Origin of the sequence: Chitinophaga pollutisoli (assembly GCF_038396755.1) — a bacterium.
Classification (GTDB): domain Bacteria; phylum Bacteroidota; class Bacteroidia; order Chitinophagales; family Chitinophagaceae; genus Chitinophaga; species Chitinophaga pollutisoli.
Genome location: NZ_CP149822.1, coordinates 759737 through 785635, shown reverse-complemented (window position 1 = coordinate 785635; position 25899 = coordinate 759737). Strand labels below are relative to the sequence as shown.

Genomic DNA, 25899 nt, shown 5'->3' with positions numbered 1-25899 from the left:
TTTTATTTACTTTTGGGCGGTGTATTTTCAAATTCAAAAGAGGTTTCTCCATTATCCTTCATAATGATATAAGCGTTGAACTTTTTGCCCGATTTGCTTTTCATTCCTTTGATAAGAGAGGTTTTCCCTTCCTTCACCAGTTTTTCAATCTCCGCCGTCGTAAGGGTGATTCCGCAAATGGTACGAAACTGTATCCAATTACAGGTTTCATCGGGACACTTTACTACTTTATCCCTGATAAGCAGGGCATGGCTTTTACATTTCGGACAGCTCAATTCCGGATGTGTTTCTTTTGCAATGTTCATGTTCAGAAGTTCCTTTGTTATTGCCGTTGCATAGACTCCCATTTCCTTAAGGAAAGTCGCCGCATCAGCCTCATTGTTCTCAATTTTTTGCAGGGCCATTTCCCATTCTGCGGTCATGGCAACGTCGGCAATTTTTTTATCCTTTACGGTGTGGTACACCTGCAAGCCTTTGTCAGTAGGAAACAGCGACTTTTTTTCACGCCGGATGTAATCTCTTTTAAAAAGGGTTTCGATAATAGCGGCCCTTGTTGCCGGTGTGCCGATACCGATACCCTGTAAGACCTTGCGCTCGGCATCATTTTCTATTTCCCTTGCGGCGGTTTCCATAGCCGACAGTAACCCGGCTTCCGTATAGAGCACCGGCGGTTTGGTTTTCTTTTCAAGTACATGGGCCTCTTTGATCTTCAGTTCGTCACCGACCTTCATTTCCGGCAGTTCCTGTACCGGCTCACCATCCTCCTCCGTAAAATTTCCCCTGATGGCACGCCATCCCGGTTCCAGGATCTTGCATCCTTTAAGCGAAAAGTCAAAGTGCAGTGCCAGCAAACTGATGTCAGTAATTTCTTTAGAGCAGGCATGTGAAACCGACTCCAGTAAACGCAGAGCGATCATATCATAAATCGCATCTTCCTTTCCCGTCAATCCCAGCGGGATTTTCTCCGTAATCAAAAGCCCGTGATGATCGGTAACCTTCACATCGTTGACAATACGTTTGATAAATCGTCCCCATTTCACCTTTGAAACGGCTTCTTTGCAAGAAGGTTTTTCCTCAAGCGCCCTGATTAGTCCCGGAATTTCAGCCCACATATCTTCCGGTATATGCTTGCTGCCGGTACGGGGATAGGTAATGAATTTGCTTTCATACAGGCTTTGGGCAATATTTAAGGTCTGTTCAGCAGAAAGCCCCAGTTTTTTATTGGCTTCTTTCTGCAAGCCGGTAAGATCGAACAGCAAGGGGGGCTGTTCGGAAACGTTTTTCTTATCAACCTCCGTTACCGTTACCGATCCGTTTCGCTGGATGGATTTAAGCGTATCATCGGCGAGTTTGCGTTCATCCCATTTGGTTTTGGAAAGGCTTTTAAAATCCATGAACTCCTTGCGGTGCTCCAATTGGATCTGCCAGTATTTCTTAACCGTAAAGCTCTTGTTTTCCAGATAGCGTTTGCAGATAAGGGCCAGCGTGGGTGTCTGTACCCGGCCCAGCGAATACACGCCACTGCCAGCGGCAATACTCAATGCTTGCGATGCATTGATGCCCACTAACCAGTCGGCACGGCTCCGGCCTTGCCCGGCCTCGTAAAGACCATCAAAATCACTTCCGGGTTTGAGTTTGTCGAATCCCTGCCTGATGGCTTTTTCCGTAAGTGAGCTGATCCATAAACGTTCGAAAGGTTTGCTGCACTTCAGGTATTGATAAATATACCTGAAGATGAGTTCACCTTCACGGCCCGCATCAGTAGCCACGATAATGCTTTCCGAGCGGCCAATAACCTGTTCAATGACTTTTAATTGCTTTACAGCTCCGCCATCGGCGATATACAATCTGTCCTTTTTTATTTTTCGTACCGTTAATAAAAAGGGAGCCGGAATTATGGGCAAGGATTCTCTTTGAAACCCCGACAACCCATAATCTTCCGGCATCGCTAATCCCACCAGATGGCCCAACGCCCAGGTTACCAGGTAACCGTTACCTGCCAGGTATCCCTCTTTTTTTCTGTAGCGCCCAACAAGGCTGCAATCTCGCGGGCTACACTTGGTTTTTCTGCAATTACTGCTTTCATAATACAGTCGTTTTAGTGATTACCTTTTTCTACCCCTAGACTTTTCCGGAGTTTTGGTAGCATCCTGCTGTTGCTGCTGCTTTTTGTCCTTAGGCTGTTGCTGGCCGGTTTTCAAAGGTTCTTTGATATTCTTGGTAGCTTCATTGGTCTTTCCATCGGAGTTAACAGCTACCTGCGTTTTGTTTTCTTCTTTGGGTTGGATTTTCTCCTTTAGCTTATCAGGATTGTTGAAAGAAAATCCTGTTTTTCCTGTCTCTTTATCAAAAGTGATATAGCCCTGGTATTTTTGTCCCTTTTTGTCAAGCAGCCCGTCTACATAAACCGTTTGACCTTCTTTGAACTTATCGTATTGCTGGTCGGTCAGTTCTTTTCCTCTGAATGTCCGGGGTGCTTCCTGCAATTGCCCCTGCTGCTGTTCTGCTTGCTGGTTTTGCCCGCGGTTAACATTCCTGTCAAAAAGGAACTCCACAAAACGCTTGTCGGCATTGAACTGTACCGGTGCATTGAACGGTTCCCCTTTTTTTGAAATCATTCCTTCAAGGTAAAGTGGTTTGCTTCTGCTGTTCGTTCAGTTTTATGCCTTTCATCTCATCCGGTATTTTCATCCAGTCCTGGCGCAATGCGATCACTTCGTTTGTTAACCTGTCAATGCTGATTACGGATGGCATTTTTTCGCCGGTTTTAGGGTTGGTCAAATCAACCACACGACCCATGTTTCCTGTTTTTAGCAAATTCTCTTTGTCCTCTTTGCTAAATTCGTGTCCAAAGAAGGGGAAGTTTAAATTTGGTTCCCTGCGAATGCCATGAATAGCAACTACTACATCGCCGCTTTCATTGGTCTGAAGTGCGAGCCTGGCATCCATACGCGTAATGGCCGTACCGAGGTTAAGGCTTACGGGAACCAGTTCATTGGTCTTGAATCCCCGTAATAGCGGGTCGAGCAGGTTCTTCTTTTCAAGATACTCTTTGCTCAGTCCGAGGTTGTTCATTGTTTCCCAATCGATCTGTTCCGGTTTGTAGCGGTATTCGCTGGTTACCGGTGTTGCTTGTGCTGTTTCCATATCTTTTTTGTTTTCTTGTTTATTTTCTTGTTGTTGATCCTGTGGCTCCTTTACTTCATGCTTTGCCATTACTGCTTCGCCCTCTTTGGTAGGCTGGTCTACATGCTGCTGCATCTTTTGAGCCGCGTCAATGGCTTCAGCAGCGGGAATTTTAAAGAAGGAGAAACGGGTGGGGTCTTTAAGCTGCCGCCAGAAGTTGGAAAAGAAATTAGAGAATATGTCCCCGCTCTTATCTACCCGCATAAACTGGCTCTGGTTTTTCTTATCTGGGTCCACGGTCTCCAGCTCCCCGTTTTTGTTGATACCTGTAACAGCCTGGATTTTCTTTTTTTCTTTATCCAGCACCAACAGAATGTCCGATAATTGTTCGGGATATTGTGGCGTTGTCGTAGTCTGTTCACTCATGATCCTGATTATTTAAGATTGTAATAGTCCGAAAGTAGGAGAAGCATTGAAGCGTATGTTGTAATTGGCTTTCCGTGGCACTATTTGTCACTTATTGTCCTTTGTTCTTTGCAGCGGAGCATTAAAATTATCCCGGACAAACTGATGCACATCGGACAACTTATAGTACAGCTTGCCACTGATCGTGTAATAGGCTAATTTCCCCGAAGAGCGATAGCGCTGCAAGGAGCGTTGGCTTATCTTCAGCATTTGCAAAAGATCCTGGTTGTCAAGCAGCTCTTCACCGTCTATACTATTTCGGTCTTTGTGTATATTATTAATATGGTCGTTAAGAATGTCAAAACGATCCATGATGCGTTCCATCCACGCGATAAATTCCATTCTGTCAATATTCATACGGATACGTTTATTATGTTCATGATTTGTCTTGCCGCTATCATCGTTTTGCCTGGTGCCTGTATTACACGCACTCATTAGCTACGTCTATACATCATTCAAACATCACAGGACAAAATTGAACAGTTTGGCCCTCATTGTCTGCCAAGTCATGCCAATTGAAATGGCATTTTTTTTATTTTTTTTGCATTCCGGTAACCCGTTGTTGTAGAGTTATTTCCTTGCTTTGGACACACATTTAGCCTTTTATAACCCGGACTTTGCCAATTGGCATATATGGGCAAAATGATGGCATAAAAAAAGCAGCACGGATAACGTACTGCTTCTGTTTAGGGATACCTGCATTCCTATAAATCCTTATCCATGTATTCTTCCAGTGATTGTTTGAGCTGATCTAAAAACGCTGCCTTTGAGCCGGAACGGGTTTTCATCCGGTGGAAAGCATGATGCAAATCTCCGAGAGGAATACGGAACAGTATCTGGAACATGAGACTTATTTTTCGGATACCGATTTTGCCATGTGAAATGGCCCCGGAAGCATATAGGGCGTAAATCAATTCGATCAACGCATTTTTTGATTCTGTCCAGAATACATCCTTCGTTGATTCTGGCTTTTGCATGACCATATCGGGATTTTCATCGGGATTGATCTTAGTAAGCAGATAAGTATAAAGCAATTCGTTTGCAATAATTCTCGCAATTTTATAGTCGTAGAACGTTGAAAATGTTGGATCAATTTCAAAAACAATGCTATTAAGGCCGTCATGGTAATTTATATGGCCCCGCTTAAAATAAGTATCGTCCCGATCAGTACGACCCGAACGATAATACCTGTAAAAATCCGTATTACAAATGTGCTCAATATATTCCCGCTTTAAATGGGCTAACTGTGCAGAGAAATAACTGTAGTACATTTTTCCATTGCTTACCGGACAGGTAGTTTCTATGCGATATACCTTGTTATAATAAATCAGTTTTCCAAGTATCTGGGGTTTCACTGTCCGGAAGAAATGGGTTTCCTCTGCTTCGTCCTTAAACCCTTCTTTAATGACAAACTCTTTTACAGAAAAAAGTAGTTCCTGAAGATACAAGGTCATCTCATATGCCTCATCGATCAGCCTTTTATTTTGTGAGGAAACCTTGTCCTCTTTATTGTGAATTTCCAGGATAATGGTTTGTAGAGAGTGATTCATAGTTCATAATTTTTGTAGGATTAGCAAACCTGATAGTTGAAACTTTCCTAATTAAATAACAAAAATTATAATTATAAACGAAAATATTCCCCAAGTAGAACCCAACTTGGGGAATTATATACTAAGTTCTAGCTAGTACACACACGTTGCCAGCAGTGTATCCGGTTATCCTATTTTCGACAATAGAAGGTTTAATACTGAAAATCCCGGCGTTGACATGTGGCATCGAAGTGGTGCAATTTATATTATGCCAAGGTTTTAAGGATGAAATTTTTTACCTTTGCATTCGTTGCAATTTTCATACTAAATAATTGGCAAATCTCCATAAGATAGCAATCCCGTTCTTGATTTTCATAATGCTTTTTGGAATTATGAGGAACAATCTGTTGTATGTTATTTATCAGTACGATACTGCTCTTTTCATCAGCCTGTTTTGTGAAAACCAAAACCGACCTCAACTCAAGTGTAATGGGAAATGTAAGCTAGCCAAAATGCTTAAAGAACAGAAAGAAGAAGAGGCAGCAAAAGTATTGAAACAGCTGCAATCAGAGGTGCTCTACTATCCCCAACCTGTATTTACCTATCCTTCCAGACCGGAAAAGTTTGAAGAGGTAAAAAGGAAACATCCTTTGAGCAATCAAAGTTTATATTCATTCCTGTTCACTATGAGGAATGACAAACCTCCGGAATATTTTACATCCATATAATTCTATAGCACTAGGTGTGGTTGCTGTTTAGATTCCAGAACTTTCTTTGTTCTGAATGCTAATGGTATGCGGCATTACGATTAGACAGCAGTCAAACCTATCTTTTTGCGGCGTGCAGATAGCTCATAACTTTTTGCGGTTATTTGATCTGGTATGCCCGGTAAAATAAATTTCAGTTGGAATACATCCGATTCCAGCTAAACGTAGTTAACAATAAAAAATTTCAGAAAATGAATACTCTAAAAATATTAACTCTATTTTGTCACATTCGTAAATACAGAGAGTTTCTTACCAAACGCTTGTCTGGCGGTTGTTTCGATAGGATGTAATCTAATAAATCTTCGATGGTCCTTTTTACAAAATGAAGCGACGATTTGATGGTTTGTAAAACATCTTGTGTTGTCAGCCATAATTTTTCTTTTTCATAGTGAACTATTTTTTCCTGGTTTAAGAATAATTGTGCCAGCATAATCATGGCCATATGTTTTAGCCAGCTTTCTTCACTTCTTGTCTGATATTGGTTCAACCCCAGTTCTTTTTTCCTTCCCGGAAGGCCTTTTCTATAAAGTAACGTTTGCATTGCCGGTAAGCTAATTCCTGTAACGAGGATCCCGGGCAATGACAAAAACTGTATTTTATGGTTCCATCTTTGTCTTCCCTGATCAATAGCGTTACCAGTTGCTTACGATTGGTCAATGGATTTAAAATATAGATATCTCTGGAATGGAACCAGGCCTGTAATTTTTTACCACCGCTTTGATGACGCACGGTAATAAATTTCCATTGTGTTGGTAACAAACTCGCGGCATATGCCTTAATGGAGACGGAAGGTCGGTTTGGTTTTGCAAGCTTCGATTTGCGACCTCTAGCACCCGGCTGCTGAACTGGAATGCGCATTTGAAAAGCCTCGAGCCAGATTTGAAGGTTATCCTGAACATCCGCTACGAACTCAATGTCATTTTTAATCAAATCCGCCAGCAGTGCAGCATCCCGGCCATAAAAAGCGTCAAAGCTAATCCAGCGAACAGGTAGTTTCAGTTCCTTCATTACATGCCGGATGATGCTTTTAGCTTGTTCAATCTTACTACCATTGGTGGCTGTTCCAAATAAAGAGGCTTGCACCAGATTCACTAGCGAACCAGCACACAAAGCACCAAAAACACCTACCTGACAATTCTCGATTTTACCTACCTGACCACAATATTGACGTTTTACACCCGCCGAATGACGTCCTTTTTTAGGATTTCCGGCTTCATCGATAATAAGACAACTGTCTTCTGTAAGCCCCAGTGATTCGATAAGTTTCCAAAACTGCAGGGTTACTACATCCATGACCTGGCGGACGTTCCATTTAGACTGGGCGATAAAATGATGTAAGCGTTGTTGATTCGACTCCTGAAGTTCCATGGCCATCTGCTGACAATTGCGGCGACGGCAAAGGAGCAGACCCTTTAAATAAACCAGGGCATTGCCCGATACCTTACGGGTAAGTGTGAAAAAAGAAACTCAAAACGGAGAAGAAAATTCAATAACCGACTCTCTACGAGTCGGAAATTATATATTTTCGTCCCATAGTTTTTTTATTTACACCCCGTGGGTTTCTACTCGTGGGGTGTGTCTTTTTTCTGACCGCTAAATTACGTGAATTCCGTGTCCGGCGTGCGTTTCGTCCCTAAAAAATTCAAAGAACTAAATTTGACAAAGTAGAGTTAAAATACTTTCTTATTATAATTGCGGGCAGCTTCCTTACTTCCTGTTCTAAAGATGATAATCCCATTATTGAGAATGAACTTAACGGCCTGAAATTGGTAACAACGTTATCCAATACAACACATAAGGTGGAATTGTATACCCTCAATGGAAAATTACAAACAGGCTTCAATAACATCTTTTTTCAGATCAAAAATACAGATGGCACAACAATCGATAACGCCACGGCATTCTGGATTCCGGAAATGAATATGATGAGCATGAAACATTCCTGTCCATATTCGGCGATAAGCAAAGCCAAAAATTCAACATCTACCTACATGGGCTTTATTGTCTTCCAGATGGCGGGAAGTGAAAGCGAATATTGGGAACTGAACCTGAACTATTCTATAAATGGTAAGGATTATACGATTAAAGACAGAATATCGGTAGTTGAAGCAAACAGACGGGTAGTTGAATCTTTTCAGGGCAGTGACAGCAAACGGTATATATTGGCCATGGTAGAGCCAACAGCTCCTAAGGTTGCCATTAATGATATGAAAGCCGTGCTGTACCGTATGGATGGGATGATGAATTTTCCTGTAGTGGACGACTTCAAAATTGTAATAGACCCGAGAATGCCCGGTATGGCCAACCACAGTTCGCCAAACAATACAGATCTGGTACAGGGGACAGACAAAATGTATCAAGGCAAATTAAGCCTTACGATGACAGGGTACTGGAAAATCAATTTACAGTTACTTGATTCGATTGGTACTGTGATAAAGGGGGAGAAAGTAACGGAAACAAACGAAGGTAGCAGTATTTATTTTGAGTTGGAATTCTAACATTCTCTAAAAGTGCGTAACGATCCGGGCAGAGACTTCGCTTTCTGCCGGTATCGTACCTATTTTTTTTATCATGTATCGATCATTCATAATTATCATAACAATGGTGTTGTGGTCAGGGAAAGGTTTTTCCCAGACAGATACAACACGGAGACAGGATTCACTCCGATCCGAACAGTTACAGGAGGTTATCGTTATAGCCCAACGCAACCTAAAAGATAACACAACCAAGCCTCTGGCAACACTGGACCATTACCTGGGAAAGTCGAGTATGGTTAATATGATCAGACGGGGCAGCTATGCCTGGGAACCCTTTCTGAACGGCATGGCTACAGAACGCAGCGTCATCACCATTGATGGCATGAGGATCTACGCTGCCTGCACCGACAAGATGGACCCCATTACTTCGTATGTTGAGGTTACCAATCTGGCAGGAGCGACCATCCACAGCGGATCGGCCAGTTCAACGGGTGGATCAACAATCGCCGGAACCCTGGATCTTGTCAGAAAAAAAGGTTCATTTGGTCAGAGCGCATTGAACGGCATGGCTTTTACCGGATTTGAGACTAACAATAAACAAAAAATAGTAGGAGGATCTCTGAATTACTCACATCCTAAATTCTTCACAGACGTAGACTTCACCATACGGGACGCAGGTAATTATCGTGCAGGGGGCGGTCAGGAGATACAGTACTCACAGTTTACCAAATACAATATATCAGCACAGGCTGGTTATAAAATAAAAAAACACCAACAAATAGAGGCGTCATTGATCTATGACAAGGCAGTAGATGTAGGTTACCCCGCATTACCCATGGATGTTTCCCTTGCCAAAGCACTTATTGGTTCAGTCTCCTACACCCGTCATCACATATCGCCGCTGATATCTCAATGGCAAAGCAAGATTTATTACAATGATGTCACACATGTCATGGACGATACTGAACGGCCCAACGTACCCATTAGAATGGATATGCCAGGATGGAGTAAGACTGCTGGCTTTTATTCGATGTTGCAGGGAACTTCTAACCGCCATGACTGGAAGGCTAACCTCAGTGGCCATTATAATAAATCATTAGCTGAGATGACCATGTTTTCAAATACACCAAACGAAAAAGATATGTTCATGCTGACGTGGCCGGGAGTACAGACCTATTACGGAGACCTCTTCATTGAAGACAAGTATGCGCTATCTGATAAATGGAATGCAGCATTCAGCGCAGGACTGGCGGTACATCATAATAACATCGATAATCAATTTGGACTGCAAAGCTTAAGGATATTTTATCCTGAGATGCCCGGTAGCAAAACCCGGTTACTGAAAAGGCTTTCAGCTTCCGTTAGACATGATGCCGCTAATTGGATCTATACTTTTGGTGCGGCTTATGGAGAGCGTGCCCCGAGTGTATCAGAAGGTTACGGCTTCTATCTTTTCAACAGTTTTGACCGATTTGATTACATCGGCAACCCTGATATGCGTAATGAAAAATCCGCAAGTGTCAATGCAAGTCTAGCTTATCAGAAAGCAGCCTTTACGGCCAAAATTAATGGTTCGTACTTCTATATAGATGATTACATTTTAGGCAGACCAAGAAACGGCCTGAGCGTAATGACAATTGGTGCCTATGGGGTAAAAGTATACGAACAGCTAAAATACGCTACCATCCTCAATACTTCCATTGACTTAGGGTACCAAATTACAAAGGAGTTTCTATGGACCGGCCAATTGGGATATCGGAGAGGTACAGGCGAAAATGGTCTGTTATTACCCTTGATGCAGCCCTTTACCTATAATTCGGTTATAACATTTGCCAGAAAATCCTTCTCCGCTGATGCGTCAATCAACGGCTCTTCCAGCCATACACGTTACAACCCTCAGTTTGGAGAAAAAGGTTTGCCTGCCTACGCTGTCTTTAATATTTCTTTCGCCAATCGCTTTAAATTTAATGGCGCACAAGCACTTACTTTGAAAACAGGGGTGGAGAACCTATTGGATCGTAACTATACAACTTTTGCGGATTGGAACAGAATTCCTAGAATTGGTAGAAACTTTTTTATAAATCTGATATGGAGCTTCTAAAGCTATTTTCTCCGCAGGTAAAGAGCGTTAGAAACGCCTCCTAATTTTTACTATTGGAAGAGGAGTTAAGATAGAAAAAAATTAGACTGACTCTTTTTGTTCAGTCTAATTTTCATGTTGATCTACTTTTGTTTGTTTTTATCGTGATGCTCTTTCTCATCATGGTGCTCATCCTCTGGGTGGTGCTCTTTTTCTTTATGATGTTCCATCTCATTGGCATGTTCTTTACCCTCGTGATGCTCCTTGTGCGGATGGTGCTCCTGATGTTCGTGGTGTTCAGGATGTTTGTGTGATTCCTTTTTTTGTTCTTCGCTGTTCATAACATTTAAGTTTAATGTGATTACTATTTGCTTACATTCTACGATATTATAAAGGAAACAAATACAATGCCATTAAGCTCTTAAAAAGTGCAATTGCATTATGATTTTCGCATGCTCCAATTCGATCCTGATTATCAAGCCTGATCAGACATCCTTTTTAATAGTTCTTCTTTCAGTTCATCAATAAATTTAACTTTATTTATCTTTCTGTTCCTGATCTCTAAATAAGTATGATAAATGTCTCCTAATTCAACATCAAACATGGTTTCAAACAATCTTGAAATTATCTTAATGTCGCTGGTCCCGTTATTAAAAGCGCCGTAGGCAGAAAGAGCATATATGAGTTCTACCAATGCGGATTTACTCGCTGTCCACTTAACCTTTTGGGGCTTGTTTTCCTTTAGGCCGGGAAACCTTTTTATACTTAAAAGCTGATCTTCTAAATACACTTGTATCAGGTCATTGGCAATGATCTTGGAAACCTTGTAATCGTGGGAGGTTGAAAAGGTTTGATCTGACTCGAAAAAGAAAGTGTCCAGATTCAATTTAATATCAAAGTTTCCCCTGATGAAATACTTATGATCAAGATAACTACTGTTGGTTCTGTAGTATTTATAAAACTCAAGATTGTTGTAGAAGAATCTTTTTAATTTAGAAAGTTCATTGTTCAGATATTTTTTGATACTTCGTTCACCTCCATAAGGCCGCCTGGTTTCAATCTTATAGATAGCATTATAGTATATCAGCTTTGAAACGATCTTCGGCTTCAATTCTTTGAAGAAATGGATTTCATCTTCGGGCTTGTCGAATCCCTTTTCTTTCACAAATGTTCTCAACTTGGAAATTTTCAATAAGGTAACTTCGATAAGCTTCTCGGACAATAGGATTGGATCACTTATTTCCACGGAATAGTTATTATCCTCCTCATCAAGCTCTGCTACTAATTTTTGGCAATACGCAATCACTGAGTTTTCATTTTTAAATAAACAATAGGATAACAGTTGTATATCAATATTCGGGATAATAATGCGGGTTTGGTCATAGCTTATTTTTGCTGTTCAAACTTTTTTTTGTGCCCTTCACCTGAAACATGAAGGTAATAGTGTCTCACCTGTGCTATAATTGCAAGAATAAGTATTGCACTCACTATTATGATGATTATTATCCTGAGAATAGAATACCATTTTTTTTAGGTCGCCGCTTAGGTGTCAACTTCCTGTTGATGCTATAGATCGGAGCAACGGGTTTTTTACTATTCGTTTTTTTGTTCTTTCTCATTTTAGCTGAATTGTTAATCCTGCAATATTTATGTTTAAACCCCACACACCTGTGAAATCAACAAAAGAACAGCCCAATAATCTCATTTGATCCTGCAACCAATGAATATTTCTCAAAGATGCTGAAGGATAAAATCGACCCTTTGATCAGGAGGTAGTACGGGAACCTGGATGACCGGACACGGGAAACGGCTATAGACCTCAATAATCAGATGATGTATCCTAATCTGCTCTTGTTCATCCTCCATTCTTGCATAATCATTGATTAACGGAAGGCGGTCCAGAACGAATACTTTCTGATAACAAAATTTCTTGCACATCGCAATAAGCCTATCGTCATATTTCAGCCCAAGAAACTCGTAATAGGCCATAGCGTCGGGAAGTGCTCTATCCAAAAAAGTAATTTTAGCAACATCCAGTGTTGATTCCTCCCTGATCTGAAGATTCAGTATTTCCAACTGGAATTGTTCTCTGTTACTCCTTACCTCTTCAACTGTTCTACCTTCAATTTTTTGGGTATCGATATAGTGTCTTGCCTGTTCTGCAATCGTCACATATCCCCGTTTTGCCAGCAGTTCCACCACGGTAGTTTTTCCGGTGCATGGGCCTCCTGTAATTACATACCAGTTTGTTTTTATTTCTTTATGGTTGATAACATCCATTTTTTGTGCTATTTTGATGGTTCGCAGAGCATACGGCATTCATTAACGACAGACCTGATCTTCGCAGCAGATAGTCCCGGCTTATCTAATATTTCGCTATGTTGCAACAGGGACTTACAGAGAATAATATCATTTGCCAATAAGAATTTTTTGTCTCTTTCCGTTAGGGTAACCAGACAGGTAACCGGATAAAGACCCGCGCGATCTATAAGGTCTTTAAAGCCTTTGCCCCTCGGAAAATCCCACCCAAGCAATTGCATTTCCATGCAGTTGCCATATTGTATCGCATCCTCGGAAAAGCGTCCGTTTGTCACTATCCAGCTTTGATGGAACTGAGGGCCGTGACAACCACTGTCCCGCCATTTTTTTCCACGTCAAGAAATCTTGATTGAATATAGAGTGGTATTTTGACATCGCTTACAAATCCCTGTCGGTTATGGAACTTGCATTCAACCATGACATGGTGTTCCACTTTTGTAGCGATAACATCTATTTCATGCTTTACACAATGTCCCGGGACAATCACTCCTGTTTGGGTGCTGTATCCCATTGATTCCAAAATGGCTGCTGTAAGTTTTTCAAACGGAAAACCTGTAGGGCCGAGCGCCATAACCGCTTTTTTCAGGTTATAACGAGCGGAGACAGACTTGGACATTTTTTTCAGCCATTTGAAAGAAGTCCTGTAAATATCCTGCGTAGCCATTCCATCTTTGAGGATGTCCTGCACTTTTTGCATCACAACCTCAACCTGTTCGGAAGTCGCTCCCGACCTGGACAATGATTGTCTCAATTTATTACTGTCAAAAATCGCACGTTCGCCTGATGTTTTCGTAATGTATATTTCTTTGATGTCATTTTGCATAACTATTTCCATTTTTATCTAAAGAGGTGTATCCCTTCTAGGGACTTACTTAACCCGTTTTTCATTACCGAAAACCTCTTACCCATAATTGTTGGCTAAAACTTCATTCGTTGTATCCTTATGGCATTCAATATTGCAATCAGGGATACGCCCACATCGGCAAAAACAGCCTCCCACATAGTAGCCAGACCTCCAGCCCCTAAAATCAACACGATACCTTTTACCACGAAGGCAAGGGTAATATTCTGCCATACGATCTTTTTTGTTTTCTTGCCTATATTGATAGCTATTGGGATCTTGGAAGGTCTGTCATCCTGAATGACCACATCCGCTGTTTCTATGGTCGCATCGCTCCCAAGTCCGCCCATTGCGATACCGACATCACTTAATGCAACTACAGGGGCGTCGTTTACCCCGTCACCCACAAATGCTACTGTTTCATTTTTGGCTTTGATTTCTTTTACCCTGTTGACCTTATCTTCCGGTAACAGATCACCGAATGCATTGTCGATGCCCAGTTTATCGGCTACAAATTTGACAACCGATGTTTTATCTCCACTTAACATGGTCGCCTTTACATTGAGCTTGTGAAGCAGGTCAATGGTCTGCTGCGAGTCTTCTTTGATACTATCGGCAATGGTAATATAGCCTACAAATTTTCCATCACTGGCCACTGCGATAGTCGTATAGACTATGGATGACGGATCAACATCGTAACTGATGCCGAACTTATCCATCAGTTTAAAATTTCCAACCAAAAGTTCCTTGCCATTTATTGTCGCTTTCAAACCATGTCCTGCAATCTCTTCCGTATTTTCGAGCTTTATAGAGCTGTCAACATCTCCCACGTATTCGTGTATAGCGGTTGCTACAGGGTGCGTACTCAATCTCTCTATCGCATTAACAAGTTTCAATGTTTCATCCTTATTAAACTCGGGCTTGAACACTACTTCCTGTACCTTAAAAACCCCTTCAGTCATTGTGCCGGTCTTATCCATTACGACATTTTGTATCGCAGCCATTGTATCCAGGAAGTTGCTTCCTTTAAAGAGAATTCCATTGCGGCTGGCAGCGCCAATACCACCAAAATATCCCAGTGGAATGGAAATGACCAATGCACAAGGACAAGAAATTACAAGGAATATCAAAGCCCTGTACAGCCAGTCATTGAACACATAATTGTCTACAAAGAAGTAAGGAACAAGACAGATTCCTATTGCCAGAACGACCACGATAGGGGTGTACACTTTCGCAAACTTCCTGATAAAAAGCTCCGTCGGGGCTTTTTGGGAGGTGGCGTTCTGTACCAGCTCCAGTATTTTACTAAGTTTACTATCTGTATAAGCGGTAGTTACCTTAACACGGGCTACTGTATTCAGATTGATCATACCTGCAAGTACAGTTTCTCCCTTGTTCTTAGTATCCGGCTTACTTTCGCCAGTGAGCGCCGCTGTATTGAAAGATGCATTATCGGTAAGGAGTTCACCGTCAAGCCCAAGTTTTTCTCCGGGTTTAAGTTGGATAATATCCCCAATCTGGGCTTCTTCCGCTTTGATTGTCTTGGCGCGGTCATCTACAAGGATGGTTACCTCGTCGGGCCGCTGGTCGAGTAATGCCTTAATGTTTCTTTGTGCCCTGGATACGGCAAGGGTTTGGAATACCTCGCCAACTGCATAGAACAGCATCACTGCTACTCCTTCAGGATATTCCCTGATAAAAAACGCACCAATTGTTGCAATGCTCATCAGCAAGAACTCCGAAAATACCTCACCTTTTGAAATACTTTTGATGGCATCTTTGATTACAGGAAATCCCACGATTGCGTAAGCTACCAGATACCAAATAAACCTGACAGTTCCCTTAAACCATTCCTGAGGTATCCAGTTATCGAATGTTATGGCAGCGAGCAAAAGTAACAGGGAAAGGATAGAGGGAACGAACATTTTAAATGGACTTTCACTAGCATTACCGTGGTCATGCCCATCATCATCGCTATGGCCATGATCGTGTCCGTCATTTTTGTCGTGTTCCTCTTTTACCAGGTCTTTTGCGCCTGCCTTGGTATATACTTTTTCCGTTTGGGTGCAACAGATCTGCCTGCCCTGCGCGTCATATTGATGTTTGTGCTCCATGATTTCTATTTTAAAAGATTTTTTAATATTCTGTCTGTAAAAAATTGCTTTGTAATCTGATTACCTTCTTTCAACACATCATCAATTGAAGGAGCTTTGTTGCCCAAATACTTCTTCGCCTGAAGTATTGCGTCCTTTTCATTTTTGATGCCTTTGGTTTCCATGATAGCCTCTGCCAACGCCAGTAGTCCGAAGCCCCGGTCTTTGAGTAGTCCCAATTGCTCAATCATCCAGCTAAGAGCGAAAAAACTATATTGGGAAAGCAATAGCGGGTGCAGTTTTTTATCCTCCACCGGGGGTAACCTATTGTAAGGCGAGTTTAATACGGAACCTGTAAGGTAGTTCCCTAAGGCCAGTTTTTCCTGTTCAATCTCTACGAGCTTTATGCAACCCTGTAAAACTTGTGCGTATATACTCAACCAGCGCAATTTTCTGCGCAACTCGTGGATACCCGATTCTACATCGGTAAAAGCAACTTTGCCTTCTTTTGCGAAATCCACTATCTCTTCAATTTCCGACCTATAGAATTTCCGGAGACGTTTGTGCTGTTCATCTTTATTTTTCCAGCCTGTTTTTTTAAGATCATTGTTAATCCTTTCTAATTGCTTTCCGTTTAACCAGCCCTCGCTCTTGAGTATTTTGTTAAGCTTGCTTACGGTTTTTTCCTCTTTACGGGAAAAATAAGACTTAACATCCCCCGGTATTTTCTCATTGCTAAAAAACAGTTTGCCGTAAGCATCAAAGTAATCTATACTACCTAACGTATCTTCCAGTAGCTTGAATTTTTCCTGCATCTTATCAAATTTCTTCCTGTTAGGCCCGGTGGAGCTATATATCCTGGCCAGTGCCTCCAGTTGAAACAACGGTGTCCTGAAATCGTTCTCAAAGAGATACACAGCAGGGTCTTCGGTAGTTTTTGCCCTCTCCAGGAGGACGGATATCGTATTTAGATGGATATCAAATTGGATATTGTTTTGATTCATTGTTGCTTTTCTTTATCGTTAAATAATTTGTCAACAAATTTTCTATAAGGAGCAGATTTGTTGATACTAAAAATCAAGAGAATGATGAGCGTTGATGAGACAGCTATTACAAACATATTAAGGGCGATGGCTACTCCGATCGCGGAAGTCGCCCACAATCCGGCGGCTGTAGTGAGTCCTTTCGGCATATTTCTTTCATCCCGGAAAATAATACCTGCCCCAATAAATCCTAAGCCCGTGGCAACCGCTGACAAGACTCTTGAAATTGCCGATTTATCTTCAGACAAGTGCGCGGCGACAGATACGAACAGACATGAGGCAACACAAATGCAGGCGAAAGTACGGATGCCTGTGTTTTGTTGTTCTCTTTCGCGCTCCACGCCAACAATACCTCCCAGCAGAACTGCCAGTAACAATTTAGCCGAAAGTAAAAGTTCAAATTGAATATCCATTTCGCTTATGGTTAATGATTAATAATGATAACCTTACATTTCATAATAAGAGTCGTTTTGAGGCTTCACTGGAATATCTTTTTCCCCGATCATTTCTAATATGTTGATCTCTATTGTTTGTGCCAAAGAAGTCATCGGTGTATCAACAGGAGTATTCTCGAAAGGGTCCTGCATGATGATGGCCGTTTTTTCGATGGCAATAAAAAGTGTTGGGATAAGGATGGTCATTACGATTTCGACAGCAAGCTGCGAATCCTCCAACCCGAACGGTAAAATAGCTGCGAAAACATAGATTAATGTATGTACCAAAAGGCTATATGATCTTGGGAAAACGGTATTCTTAATTCGTTCACACTTACCCATACTATCGCATAACCTTGCAAGTGTTTCATTTAACTGTACCTGTTGAATATCCGTAATTGCTCCCGCGGCAGCTAACTGCTTGATAGTCTCGGAATGTTTATTGAGTAAAACGTTTGGTATGTTTGCAGCATTTATCTGGTGAATATTTAAGTACGCCTGAACAGAAGGGGAAAATTCCTGCCTGCGCAATGACTCTCCCAAAGCATAGGTCCAGACGATTTGCCTGCCAGCAAATTCTTTGATTTCGTACTTGAGGTCATCAGGAATAAACTGTATGAACTGTCTCACTAAGCTTCGTGAATCATTTACGATAGCACCCCAAACTGTTCTGGCTTCCCACCATCGTTCATAGGATTGTGCCGTTCTAAAAGCAAGCAAAAGGGAAACCGCAGTTCCTACCAGAGCAGGAACACTTAGAGGCAATGAAGTTTTTTTAAATGTCGGATGCATATCCAACAATCCGATAGATATCGCAAAAACACAGATCAAAACCATCTGTGTTTTGATTTCATTGACAAAGTACCATATTGATATTTTACGATTTAATAACATAAAAATATTGTGATTTTATATTGTCATTTTTACCGCAGGCATCATTTCCAACGCCCGGATTTTTTTATAAATCTTATCGTGAGGTAATAGGTGCCAATGACTAAAAAACATACTACAGCATACTTTATTCTGGTCGCCTGATCTCTGCCGATTAGGTCGGGATACTTATACAGTAATATAAATGCTATGCCCAAAAGCCAGACAAACTGTGTCCCATACTCTTTGATCAGCCATCTTCTCCAGTTAAATTTCATTGAGGAAAACGTATCCCCGATACCTTTAAGACTGGGAACCCATCGATTCACTTTCTTGGTGTAGTCTATAAAACCCTGACCAAACTTTTTCCTGAGATAGTCTTCTTCAGCAAGGACAATACACTGATATATACCAACAAACAACGGCATTATTACAAGTGTAAACAACAATGAATTAGCCATTATTCCGGCTCCCCATAACATGAGTATGTTTCCTATATAAAGGGGGTTTCTTACATGGCTGAAAATTCCGGTAGTGACCAATTCGTCTGCGTACACTTTTCTATTTTGCCCGCCTCTTATTATATACGCTAACCCTATGGTGCCGCCCCTAATGAGCTGGCCGGAAATGGTTATTATTAAGCCAAAAACAATGGGATAAAAATAATATTTGTCACCCCATCTTTCCGCTCCAAACAACTCCATCGATAGGGCAAATAGTAGTAAGTACAGAAATATGAAAATTACATTTCTGTACCTAAAGAAGAAATTTCCTAATTGTATTATCATTTTTTTGCTATTATTCCTGTGAAATTATACCAGCGAAAAAACACCTCGACTTGTTTAAAGCCCGCGTTTTTCAGCATATTGATATTTTCGCTTGTCTTGTAAGGTATCAACACGTTTTCAAGCGCTTCCCGCTTCTGTGAAATCTCAAGCTCACTGTATTCGTTTCTTCTTTTGAAGTCATAGTAGTAGTTGATGTACTCCCTGTTAAATGAAGCTTCTTCCGTGAGGATCTTTTCGACAATGATAAATACTCCGTTTTCGGTAAGTCCATCATATATCTTTTTGACAATTTCCAGTCTATTAATAGGTCGAACAAATTGAAGAACCAGTACCATCGTTACAACTGAAGCATCCTGTACAGGTACATCCTTTGTAATATCAACCATATTGAGTTCTATTTCTCTGTTAAGCGATAGACTATTCAATTTTTCCCTGCATTTGACAATCATCTCTTCGGAATCATCTATTCCTACAAGGTTTACATTTTCAGGAACCAGTTTAGATATTTGTATTAAGGTGGTTCCTGTGGAGCAGCCTATATCATACACTTTTGTCTTTGGCTGTACATGGTTTTTTGCCAATTCACTTACCATTCGCTGCATCTCCCCATAGAAGGGTACCGACCGACTAACCATGTCATCAAAAACCAATGCAACTTTTTTATCAAATGCGAAATCAAAGGCGGTATCAACTTTTTTCTTAAATACATCATCCGATAAGTTGTTAGTATTTTCGTCTTTCATTTTAATTTTTTTCTTGTTCACCAATTCAACATTAACGTCCTTAAATCTGCTCAGGACAGACTTTCCATACTCGGTGCAATAGTTGTGAGCCATAAGTAGCGACGTGTTTACTTTCTGCCATTCTTCTTCCGAATATATCTTGTCAAGAAACACTTCAAACTCTTTCCTGATGGCTTTTGCATAATGAGGATATGAGGTTTTAGTAAAATGGAAAAGGTCAGCGTCGCACAATACTTTTTCAACCATAGTCCTTGGACGCTGTGGAAATTTCGTTGCTTCTATACAAGCCAATACTGATAAAATAAAATCAGTATTGGCACCACATTTTTCCAGATAACTCTTTGCTATCTTTTTACTTTCTTCTTCATGACCGGTATAAGCATAAGCGTATCCGCAGTCGTGAAACCAGGCAGCAACGATAAGTATCTCCATCTCTGATTTATCCAAATCGCTGTTTTGCCCGATCTCCCAAGCTGCGTTAACTACTTCACTGGTATGAGCCAGGTTATGAAACACAAGGTCAGATGAGAGTTTTTGCTTTAGAAAAAGCAAAACGTAATTTTCTACAGACTCTATCAATTGATTCATAACCTCATCATTTTAGGATTAATGATCGTCATGCCCTCCAGCATTGCTCAGTTTGGCATTAATGAAGAAGGCTCCCTTTGTAACTATTTTTGCGTCTTTTGGAATATTAGTTACAGGAGTGATTACCGTATATCCCAATTCGGAAACGCCTTTCGCTACTTCGATCTTTTCAAAGTTCATTTTAGGTTCGCTTTGTTGGTTCTCGGCAACATGATCGTGTTTTTCGCCTTCTTTGTGTTCATCACCTCCTTCTTCATGACCGGCTTCAGGTTCTTTGTCTGTGTGAACGAAAATGTAGAATTTACCTTCCGCCTCAACAATGGCCTCATTTGGCACCGTAGGTGCCATAACATTTTCTACACTCACCATTCCTGTGATGTTCATGCCATCAATCAGTCCGGTTTTATTACCTACCACTGTACAGTGCACAGCTACCGTTTTGCTTTCGTTTTCAAATGATGAACCTATATTGAATACTTTTGCATTATATGTTACCTGGGGGTTATTGGTGATGGTGAAATTCACCGTTTGTCCCACTTTCATGTAGGGGAGATCCTTTTCAAATACCTGAAGGTCAAGATGGAGCAAACTGTTGTCTACAATTTCAACAACGGGGGATGACACATCTACATAACTACCGATCTTGGCAAACTCATTACTTATTGTACCACTGACAGGACTTGTAACTACCAATGCAGCTCTTAGATTATCCCGGTTGATACTTGTCGGATTAATACCCATTAACTGTATCTGCTTTTGCAATGAAGCCTTACGAGCCAATAATGCATTGATATCGGCTGTAGCACTTTGAAGGTTCTTCAAAGCCCCGGCGTTGCCTTGATTAAGCTCTTTCTGACGATTTAATTCCTGCTGCGCCAGGGTAATCTTGCTATCGATGGTAATATATTCTTCCTGCAACTGAACAAACTGCGGATTTTCGATGGTGGCAATAACTTGGCCCTTATGGACAAAATCACCCAACTGAACACGAAGACTTTTAACAACACCTCCATAAAGCGAAGTAGCATTTGCCTTTTTATTATTGGGAACCCTAAGCGCACCATTCGCTTTAATAGAAGCGGTGAGATTTTTATTTTCGATATTCCCAAGAGTTATTCCAACTGCCTTGATCTGTTCTTGGCTGAGTGATGCAATGGTTGTGGACTCTTCCTCTCCATGCCCTTCTTCGCCTTCCTCTACCTTTTTTGCTTCGGCAGTACTATCTTCTCCGGTCTTTGCCTTTCCACCACAGCTATATAAAGAAGATACAATTATAACTGCAACTAATATTTTTCCTATGATTTTCATTTTATCTTATTTGTTATTGAAGTAATTGAATTGGATGGCAGATTGATTGTACTGATTCATAACATCCAGATAATTCTGACGAATGCTAATGGCCTGGTTGAGAAATTGACCCAGGTCTGCAAAACTTATTTCACCGGTTCTATAACTCAGGCTTGCGGCACTGATGATTTCCTCAGCATGCTTTAATCCTGACGTTTCGTAGAAATTCAACAAAGTGTAGTTTTTTTCTATATCAGCAATTGCGGAAGCCCTTTGGGTCTGAAATAACTGACTTTGGTAAGACAGCGCTTTCTCCTGTACTTCTTTTTCAGCAACTGCAACCCTGATCTTATTGCGGTAGGCTCCGGTTCCGAACAAAGGAAAAGATGCCATTACAGAAAATCCGGTGAAAGGGTCTTTCGCACCCCACACTCGCTGGCTGAAGAACCGACCTGTAAACTCCGGTTTATTGGTGTTCTGCTGAACTTTGATATTAGAAGATGCAATATTTACATTCTGTTCCTGTAAGGCTAATACCGGGTGGCCGGTGGCATTTTCCAACAATTCAACGTCTACTTTTTTAAGCGGCTCGGCCACCGGGAGCAACCACTCATTTTGATTTAAAAGCAGCATCAATTGTTGTTGTTGTACCGTCATTGCCTTCTTGTTCTGTTCAAGGAAAGCCTGTAATTCCCGCAGCTTGGCCTCTGCCGCTACCTGGTCCAGTTTCGCAACGTCTCCCGTCCTTACCCTTACTTCTGTAGTTTTGAACAGCATTGTATATATACTGTCGAGACGCTGAAAAAGCGCCTGCTTATCTTGTAAATACCAAAGCTGATAATAGGCGGTTCGCACATCTCTTTTGACAACGGCGTTTAAGACATCGGTATTGAGTTCAGCGTACTTAAGTTGTTCCCTGAAATAGTTTTTCCGGGCAGCGTATAGACCAGGCCAGGCAATGCTTTGCGACAAACCAATTTTTAAAATACCTACGTTATCGGAAGGACGTAAGTCCTCGTTTTCAGCAAACACCCCTGTTTTGGGAATATCAGTTGCCGTCTTCACATTTAGAGATGCACTTTTGATCTGAGCAGTATTGACACCAAATTGTTGATTGCTCTTTAGCGCTGTACCTATAGCGTTATCTATTGAAATACGCTGTGGTTGTTGTGCATTGACAGATGAAAAGCCTGCCAGACACAGTAAGACAACCACTGCTGTCGTTTTCATACCGCCTTTGCCTTTGATATTTACTTTTGAATTGAAGATGATGTACAGGAGTGGCAATACAAACAGTGTCAAAAATGTCGCCGTAATCAATCCGCCTATTACCACGGTTGCCAAGGGCTTTTGTACCTCCGCACCGGCACTGGTACTGATTGCCATTGGCAAAAAGCCCAAAGAAGCCACTGTTGCCGTCATTAATACCGGTCGCAAACGGGTCATCGTACCTTCCTTGACCCTTTGGAACACATCATTCATACCTTCTTTTTTTAACTGATTGAACGTTCCTATTAGCACGATACCATTTAATACAGCAACCCCAAACAGGGCAATAAATCCGATACCAGCACTGATGCTGAAAGGCATCCCCCGAAGCATTAATGCAAAGACGCCTCCAATAGCGCTCATAGGAATTGCCGTAAATATTAATGTAGCTTGCTTAAAGGAGTGAAACGTGAAATACAATAACATAAAAATTAGCAGTAGTGAAACAGGAACTGCGATCATCAAGCGGTCACTCGCTTTTTTCAGATTCTCAAACTGTCCACCGTAGGTGAAGTAATATCCTGAAGGCAGCTTGACTTTAGCTGATAATTGTTGCTGTATATCTTCCACGACACTCTGTACATCTCTGCCCGAAACGTTGAAACCTATAACAATACGACGTTTTCCTGCTTCCCGGCTTATTTGCGCAGGCCCCAACTTGTATTCAACATTTGCAATCTGTGATAGAGGTATTTGTATGCCTGTACTTGTAGGTATCATCAGGTTATTTACATCATCTATGCTACTTCTATGTGCACTATCCAACCGGACAACCAAATCAAATCGCCTTTCGTTTTCATACACTTGGCCCGAGCTTTTGCCAGCAAAAGCAGTACTTACCACATCATTTACGTCCTGTATTGTCAATCCGTAGTTGGCAATTCGGGTGCGATCATATTCAACATTGATCTGCGGAAGCCCGCTAACCCGTTCAACTTGAGGAGAAGTTGCTCCGGGTACACTTTGAATAACCTCACTTACTTCTTGCGCATAAGATGCTAGCGTATCGATATTCTCCCCAAATATCTTGACTGCTACATCCTGTCTGATTCCAGTCATCAGCTCATTAAAACGCATCTGTATCGGCTGGTTCTTTTCAAAGAACACGCCGGGTATAACTTCCAATTTTTCCATTATAGCTTCTGCTAGCTCCGTATAACTTCGTTCAGATTTCCATTCATCCTGAGGTTTAAGGACGACCATTAAGTCTGTAGCTTCAGGAGGCATCGGATCTGTAGGCACTTCGGCTGCGCCTGTTTTACCTACAACCATCTTGACTTCATCGAATTGTTTGATAATTCGCGAAGCCTGCATGGAAGTTTCGATACTTTGATTCAAGGAACTTCCCTGTGGTAGAATACAGTGAAACGCATAGTCTCCCTCTTGTAGTTGAGGAATGAACTCTCCACCCATTCTGCTGAAGAAAAATATGGCAATAGCAAAAATGCCAACGGTGACACCCACTACAACATATTTAATCCGGATAGCTTTTTGTAACAATGGTTGATACCAACTTTGTAATCTGCCCATCATCTTGTCACTAAATGTGCGTTTGTGACTGGGTTTCTTTGATAAAAACAAAGCACACATCATAGGGATATAGGTCAGTGATAATATCAATGCTCCGAAAATGGCAAAGCCAACTGTCTGGGCCATTGGGCGGAACATTTTGCCTTCAACACCAACCAAAGTAAGAATGGGGATATATACAATGAGGATAATGATTTCTCCAAAAGCAGCACTGGTACGTATTTTGGACGCCGAGGTAAATACTTCATCATCCATTTCAGATTGAGTCAGCTTGGCCGTCGATTTTCGCAGACCAAGATGGTGCATGGTAGCTTCAACGACGATAACAGCCCCATCTACGATCAGCCCGAAGTCTATAGCTCCCAAACTCATCAGGTTGGCGCTCACTCCGAATACGTTCATCATTCCAAGTGCAAATAACATTGCAAGGGGAATGGCAGATGCTACGATCAATCCGGCCCGGAAATTCCCAAGGAACAATACCAGTACAAAAATCACTATCAGCGCTCCTTCAATCAAATTCTTTTCCACTGTACTGATAGCACGACCCACAAGATCAGTCCTGTCCAGGTATGGTTCGATCGTAATATCATCAGGTAGCGACTGCTGAATAGTAGGCAGCTTTTCTTTTATCCGCTTAACCACCTCGTTACTGTTTTCCCCTTTCAACATCATCACTACGCCGCCTACAGCGTCTACTTCTCCATTATAAGTTAAAGCGCCATACCTTACTGCGTTGCCAAATTTTACTTCAGCAACGTCATTAATATATATTGGCACGGCTCCGGAATTTTTGACCACAATCCTTCTAACGTCATCTAAAGACGTTACCAGACCTATACCTCTGATAAAATAGGCATTTGGCTTTTTGTCGATATATGCCCCCCCGTGTTCTGGTTGTTCTTTTCAAGAGCTGTAAAAATATCCGGGATACTTACTCCCATTGCTCTCAACCTATCGGGATTCACAGCAACTTCGTATTGCTTCAATTGACCTCCAAAGCTGTTCACTTCGGCAATACCCGGAGTACCATATAATTGCCTGGCAACGATCCAATCCTGCATCGTGCGAAGGTCTTTTGCGTTGTACTTCTTTTCGCTTCCCTTTTTAGGGTGAATGATATACTGGTACACTTCACCTAAACCTGTACTGACTGGTGCCATTTCCGGCGTTCCGATTCCCTGAGGTATTTTATCAACAGCCTCTTTTAGTCTTTCATTAATGAGCTGCCTGGCAAAATATATGTCTACTTCCTCTTCAAAAACAACGGTTATCACCGAAAGTCCGAAACGGGAAATGCTGCGTATTTCTTCGATCTTCGGAACATTGGCAATACTTTGCTCTATGGGAAAGGTTACCAGTTGTTCTACTTCTTGTCCTGCCAATGTTGGACAGGTAGTAAATATCTGAACCTGATTGTTGGTAATATCAGGGACGGCATCTATGGGCAATTTGGTGGCACTCCACGCTCCCCATATTATAAGTAACAAAGTCATTAAACCAATAATGATTTTGTTCTTTATACTGAATTTAATAATACGATCTAACACAGTGTATTTTGTTATTTAACGCTTAGTAAAAAGATATGTAGTCCTTTTCTCAGAATGGAAAAAGGCGGGAAAGATGCGTGCTGTGTATTGTTATACGTAA

21 protein-coding genes and 1 pseudogene are annotated in these 25899 nt (G+C 41.4%); 3 read left to right on the top strand and 19 right to left on the bottom strand.

The annotated features are described in order from the left end of the window. Window positions 1–2: 2 nt before the first annotated feature. The 7 genes and pseudogenes from topB to WJU16_RS03270 all read right to left on the bottom strand — a co-directional run bounded on the left by topB (window position 3) and on the right by WJU16_RS03270 (window position 7312). Window positions 3–2086: pseudogene (topB, locus tag WJU16_RS03300) on the bottom strand (DNA topoisomerase III). A 19-nt stretch (window positions 2087–2105) separates the two neighbouring features. Further along, a complete protein-coding gene (locus tag WJU16_RS03295; protein WP_341836899.1) occupies window positions 2106–2618 on the bottom strand; it encodes a DUF3945 domain-containing protein in 513 nt (170 codons plus the stop codon). 4 nt (window positions 2619–2622) lie between these two features. Further along, window positions 2623–3552, bottom strand: a complete 930-nt coding sequence (locus WJU16_RS03290) for a DUF3945 domain-containing protein (protein WP_341836898.1) — start codon at window positions 3550–3552, stop codon at window positions 2623–2625. An 87-nt stretch (window positions 3553–3639) separates the two neighbouring features. Beyond that, window positions 3640–3948 (bottom strand): helix-turn-helix domain-containing protein, encoded by a 309-nt coding sequence (locus WJU16_RS03285; protein ID WP_298939047.1) that lies wholly within the window; start codon window positions 3946–3948, stop codon window positions 3640–3642. A gap of 347 nt (window positions 3949–4295) precedes the next feature. Next, complete coding sequence (locus tag WJU16_RS03280) at window positions 4296–5141, bottom strand: RteC domain-containing protein (RefSeq protein WP_341836897.1); 846 nt, start codon at window positions 5139–5141, stop codon at window positions 4296–4298. Window positions 5142–6110: 969 nt separating this feature from the next. Further along, window positions 6111–6374: a hypothetical protein gene (locus WJU16_RS03275; protein ID WP_341836896.1), complete on the bottom strand. Its 264-nt coding sequence runs from the start codon at window positions 6372–6374 to the stop codon at window positions 6111–6113. Continuing rightward, the gene (locus tag WJU16_RS03270) at window positions 6371–7312 is read right to left on the bottom strand and encodes a transposase (RefSeq protein WP_341838643.1); all 942 of its coding nucleotides are present in this window, start codon (window positions 7310–7312) and stop codon (window positions 6371–6373) included. The genes WJU16_RS03275 and WJU16_RS03270 overlap by 4 nt, the downstream gene beginning before the upstream one ends. Window positions 7313–7686: 374 nt before the next feature. On the opposite strand from WJU16_RS03270, the gene WJU16_RS03265 reads away from it, so the two are divergent. From WJU16_RS03265 to WJU16_RS03255, 3 genes are all read left to right on the top strand, one after another. Continuing rightward, a complete protein-coding gene (locus tag WJU16_RS03265; RefSeq protein WP_341836895.1) occupies window positions 7687–8385 on the top strand; it encodes a hypothetical protein in 699 nt (232 codons plus the stop codon). Window positions 8386–8656: 271 nt separating this feature from the next. Next, window positions 8657–10465: a TonB-dependent receptor domain-containing protein gene (locus tag WJU16_RS03260; protein ID WP_341836894.1), complete on the top strand. Its 1809-nt coding sequence runs from the start codon at window positions 8657–8659 to the stop codon at window positions 10463–10465. A 143-nt stretch (window positions 10466–10608) separates the two neighbouring features. Then, window positions 10609–10758: a hypothetical protein gene (locus tag WJU16_RS03255; RefSeq protein WP_341836893.1), complete on the top strand. Its 150-nt coding sequence runs from the start codon at window positions 10609–10611 to the stop codon at window positions 10756–10758. Between the two features lie 161 nt (window positions 10759–10919). On the opposite strand, the gene WJU16_RS03250 is transcribed toward WJU16_RS03255, so the two are convergent. From WJU16_RS03250 to WJU16_RS03195, 12 genes are all read right to left on the bottom strand, one after another. Beyond that, window positions 10920–11750, bottom strand: a complete 831-nt coding sequence (locus WJU16_RS03250) for an RteC domain-containing protein (RefSeq protein ID WP_341836892.1) — start codon at window positions 11748–11750, stop codon at window positions 10920–10922. 425 nt (window positions 11751–12175) lie between these two features. Next, on the bottom strand, window positions 12176–12724 hold the full coding sequence (locus tag WJU16_RS03245; protein WP_341836891.1) for an ATP-binding protein: 549 nt from the start codon (window positions 12722–12724) through the stop codon (window positions 12176–12178). 313 nt (window positions 12725–13037) lie between these two features. After that, window positions 13038–13586, bottom strand: a complete 549-nt coding sequence (locus WJU16_RS03240; RefSeq protein ID WP_341836890.1) for a restriction endonuclease — start codon at window positions 13584–13586, stop codon at window positions 13038–13040. A gap of 95 nt (window positions 13587–13681) precedes the next feature. Further along, window positions 13682–15718 (bottom strand): heavy metal translocating P-type ATPase, encoded by a 2037-nt coding sequence (locus tag WJU16_RS03235; protein WP_341836889.1) that lies wholly within the window; start codon window positions 15716–15718, stop codon window positions 13682–13684. A 5-nt stretch (window positions 15719–15723) separates the two neighbouring features. After that, window positions 15724–16701, bottom strand: a complete 978-nt coding sequence (locus tag WJU16_RS03230) for a hypothetical protein (protein WP_298939054.1) — start codon at window positions 16699–16701, stop codon at window positions 15724–15726. Then, window positions 16698–17153 carry an MgtC/SapB family protein gene (locus WJU16_RS03225; RefSeq protein ID WP_298939055.1) on the bottom strand — a complete coding sequence of 152 codons (456 nt, stop codon included), beginning with the start codon at window positions 17151–17153 and terminating at the stop codon, window positions 16698–16700. The genes WJU16_RS03230 and WJU16_RS03225 overlap by 4 nt, the downstream gene beginning before the upstream one ends. Window positions 17154–17186: 33 nt before the next feature. Then, a complete protein-coding gene (locus WJU16_RS03220) occupies window positions 17187–18068 on the bottom strand; it encodes a bestrophin family protein (RefSeq protein ID WP_298939056.1) in 882 nt (293 codons plus the stop codon). Between the two features lie 41 nt (window positions 18069–18109). After that, window positions 18110–18832 carry an isoprenylcysteine carboxylmethyltransferase family protein gene (locus WJU16_RS03215; RefSeq protein WP_341836888.1) on the bottom strand — a complete coding sequence of 241 codons (723 nt, stop codon included), beginning with the start codon at window positions 18830–18832 and terminating at the stop codon, window positions 18110–18112. Continuing rightward, on the bottom strand, window positions 18829–20163 hold the full coding sequence (gene cmoA / locus WJU16_RS03210; protein WP_341836887.1) for a carboxy-S-adenosyl-L-methionine synthase CmoA: 1335 nt from the start codon (window positions 20161–20163) through the stop codon (window positions 18829–18831). The genes WJU16_RS03215 and cmoA overlap by 4 nt, the downstream gene beginning before the upstream one ends. A gap of 18 nt (window positions 20164–20181) precedes the next feature. Continuing rightward, on the bottom strand, window positions 20182–21471 hold the full coding sequence (locus WJU16_RS03205; protein WP_341836886.1) for an efflux RND transporter periplasmic adaptor subunit: 1290 nt from the start codon (window positions 21469–21471) through the stop codon (window positions 20182–20184). Window positions 21472–21477: 6 nt separating this feature from the next. Next, window positions 21478–25083, bottom strand: coding sequence for a CusA/CzcA family heavy metal efflux RND transporter (locus WJU16_RS03200; protein WP_341838642.1), 3606 nt, complete (start codon window positions 25081–25083; stop codon window positions 21478–21480). A 2-nt stretch (window positions 25084–25085) separates the two neighbouring features. Next, window positions 25086–25799, bottom strand: coding sequence for an efflux RND transporter permease subunit (locus WJU16_RS03195; RefSeq protein ID WP_341836885.1), 714 nt, complete (start codon window positions 25797–25799; stop codon window positions 25086–25088). Window positions 25800–25899 lie beyond the last annotated feature (100 nt).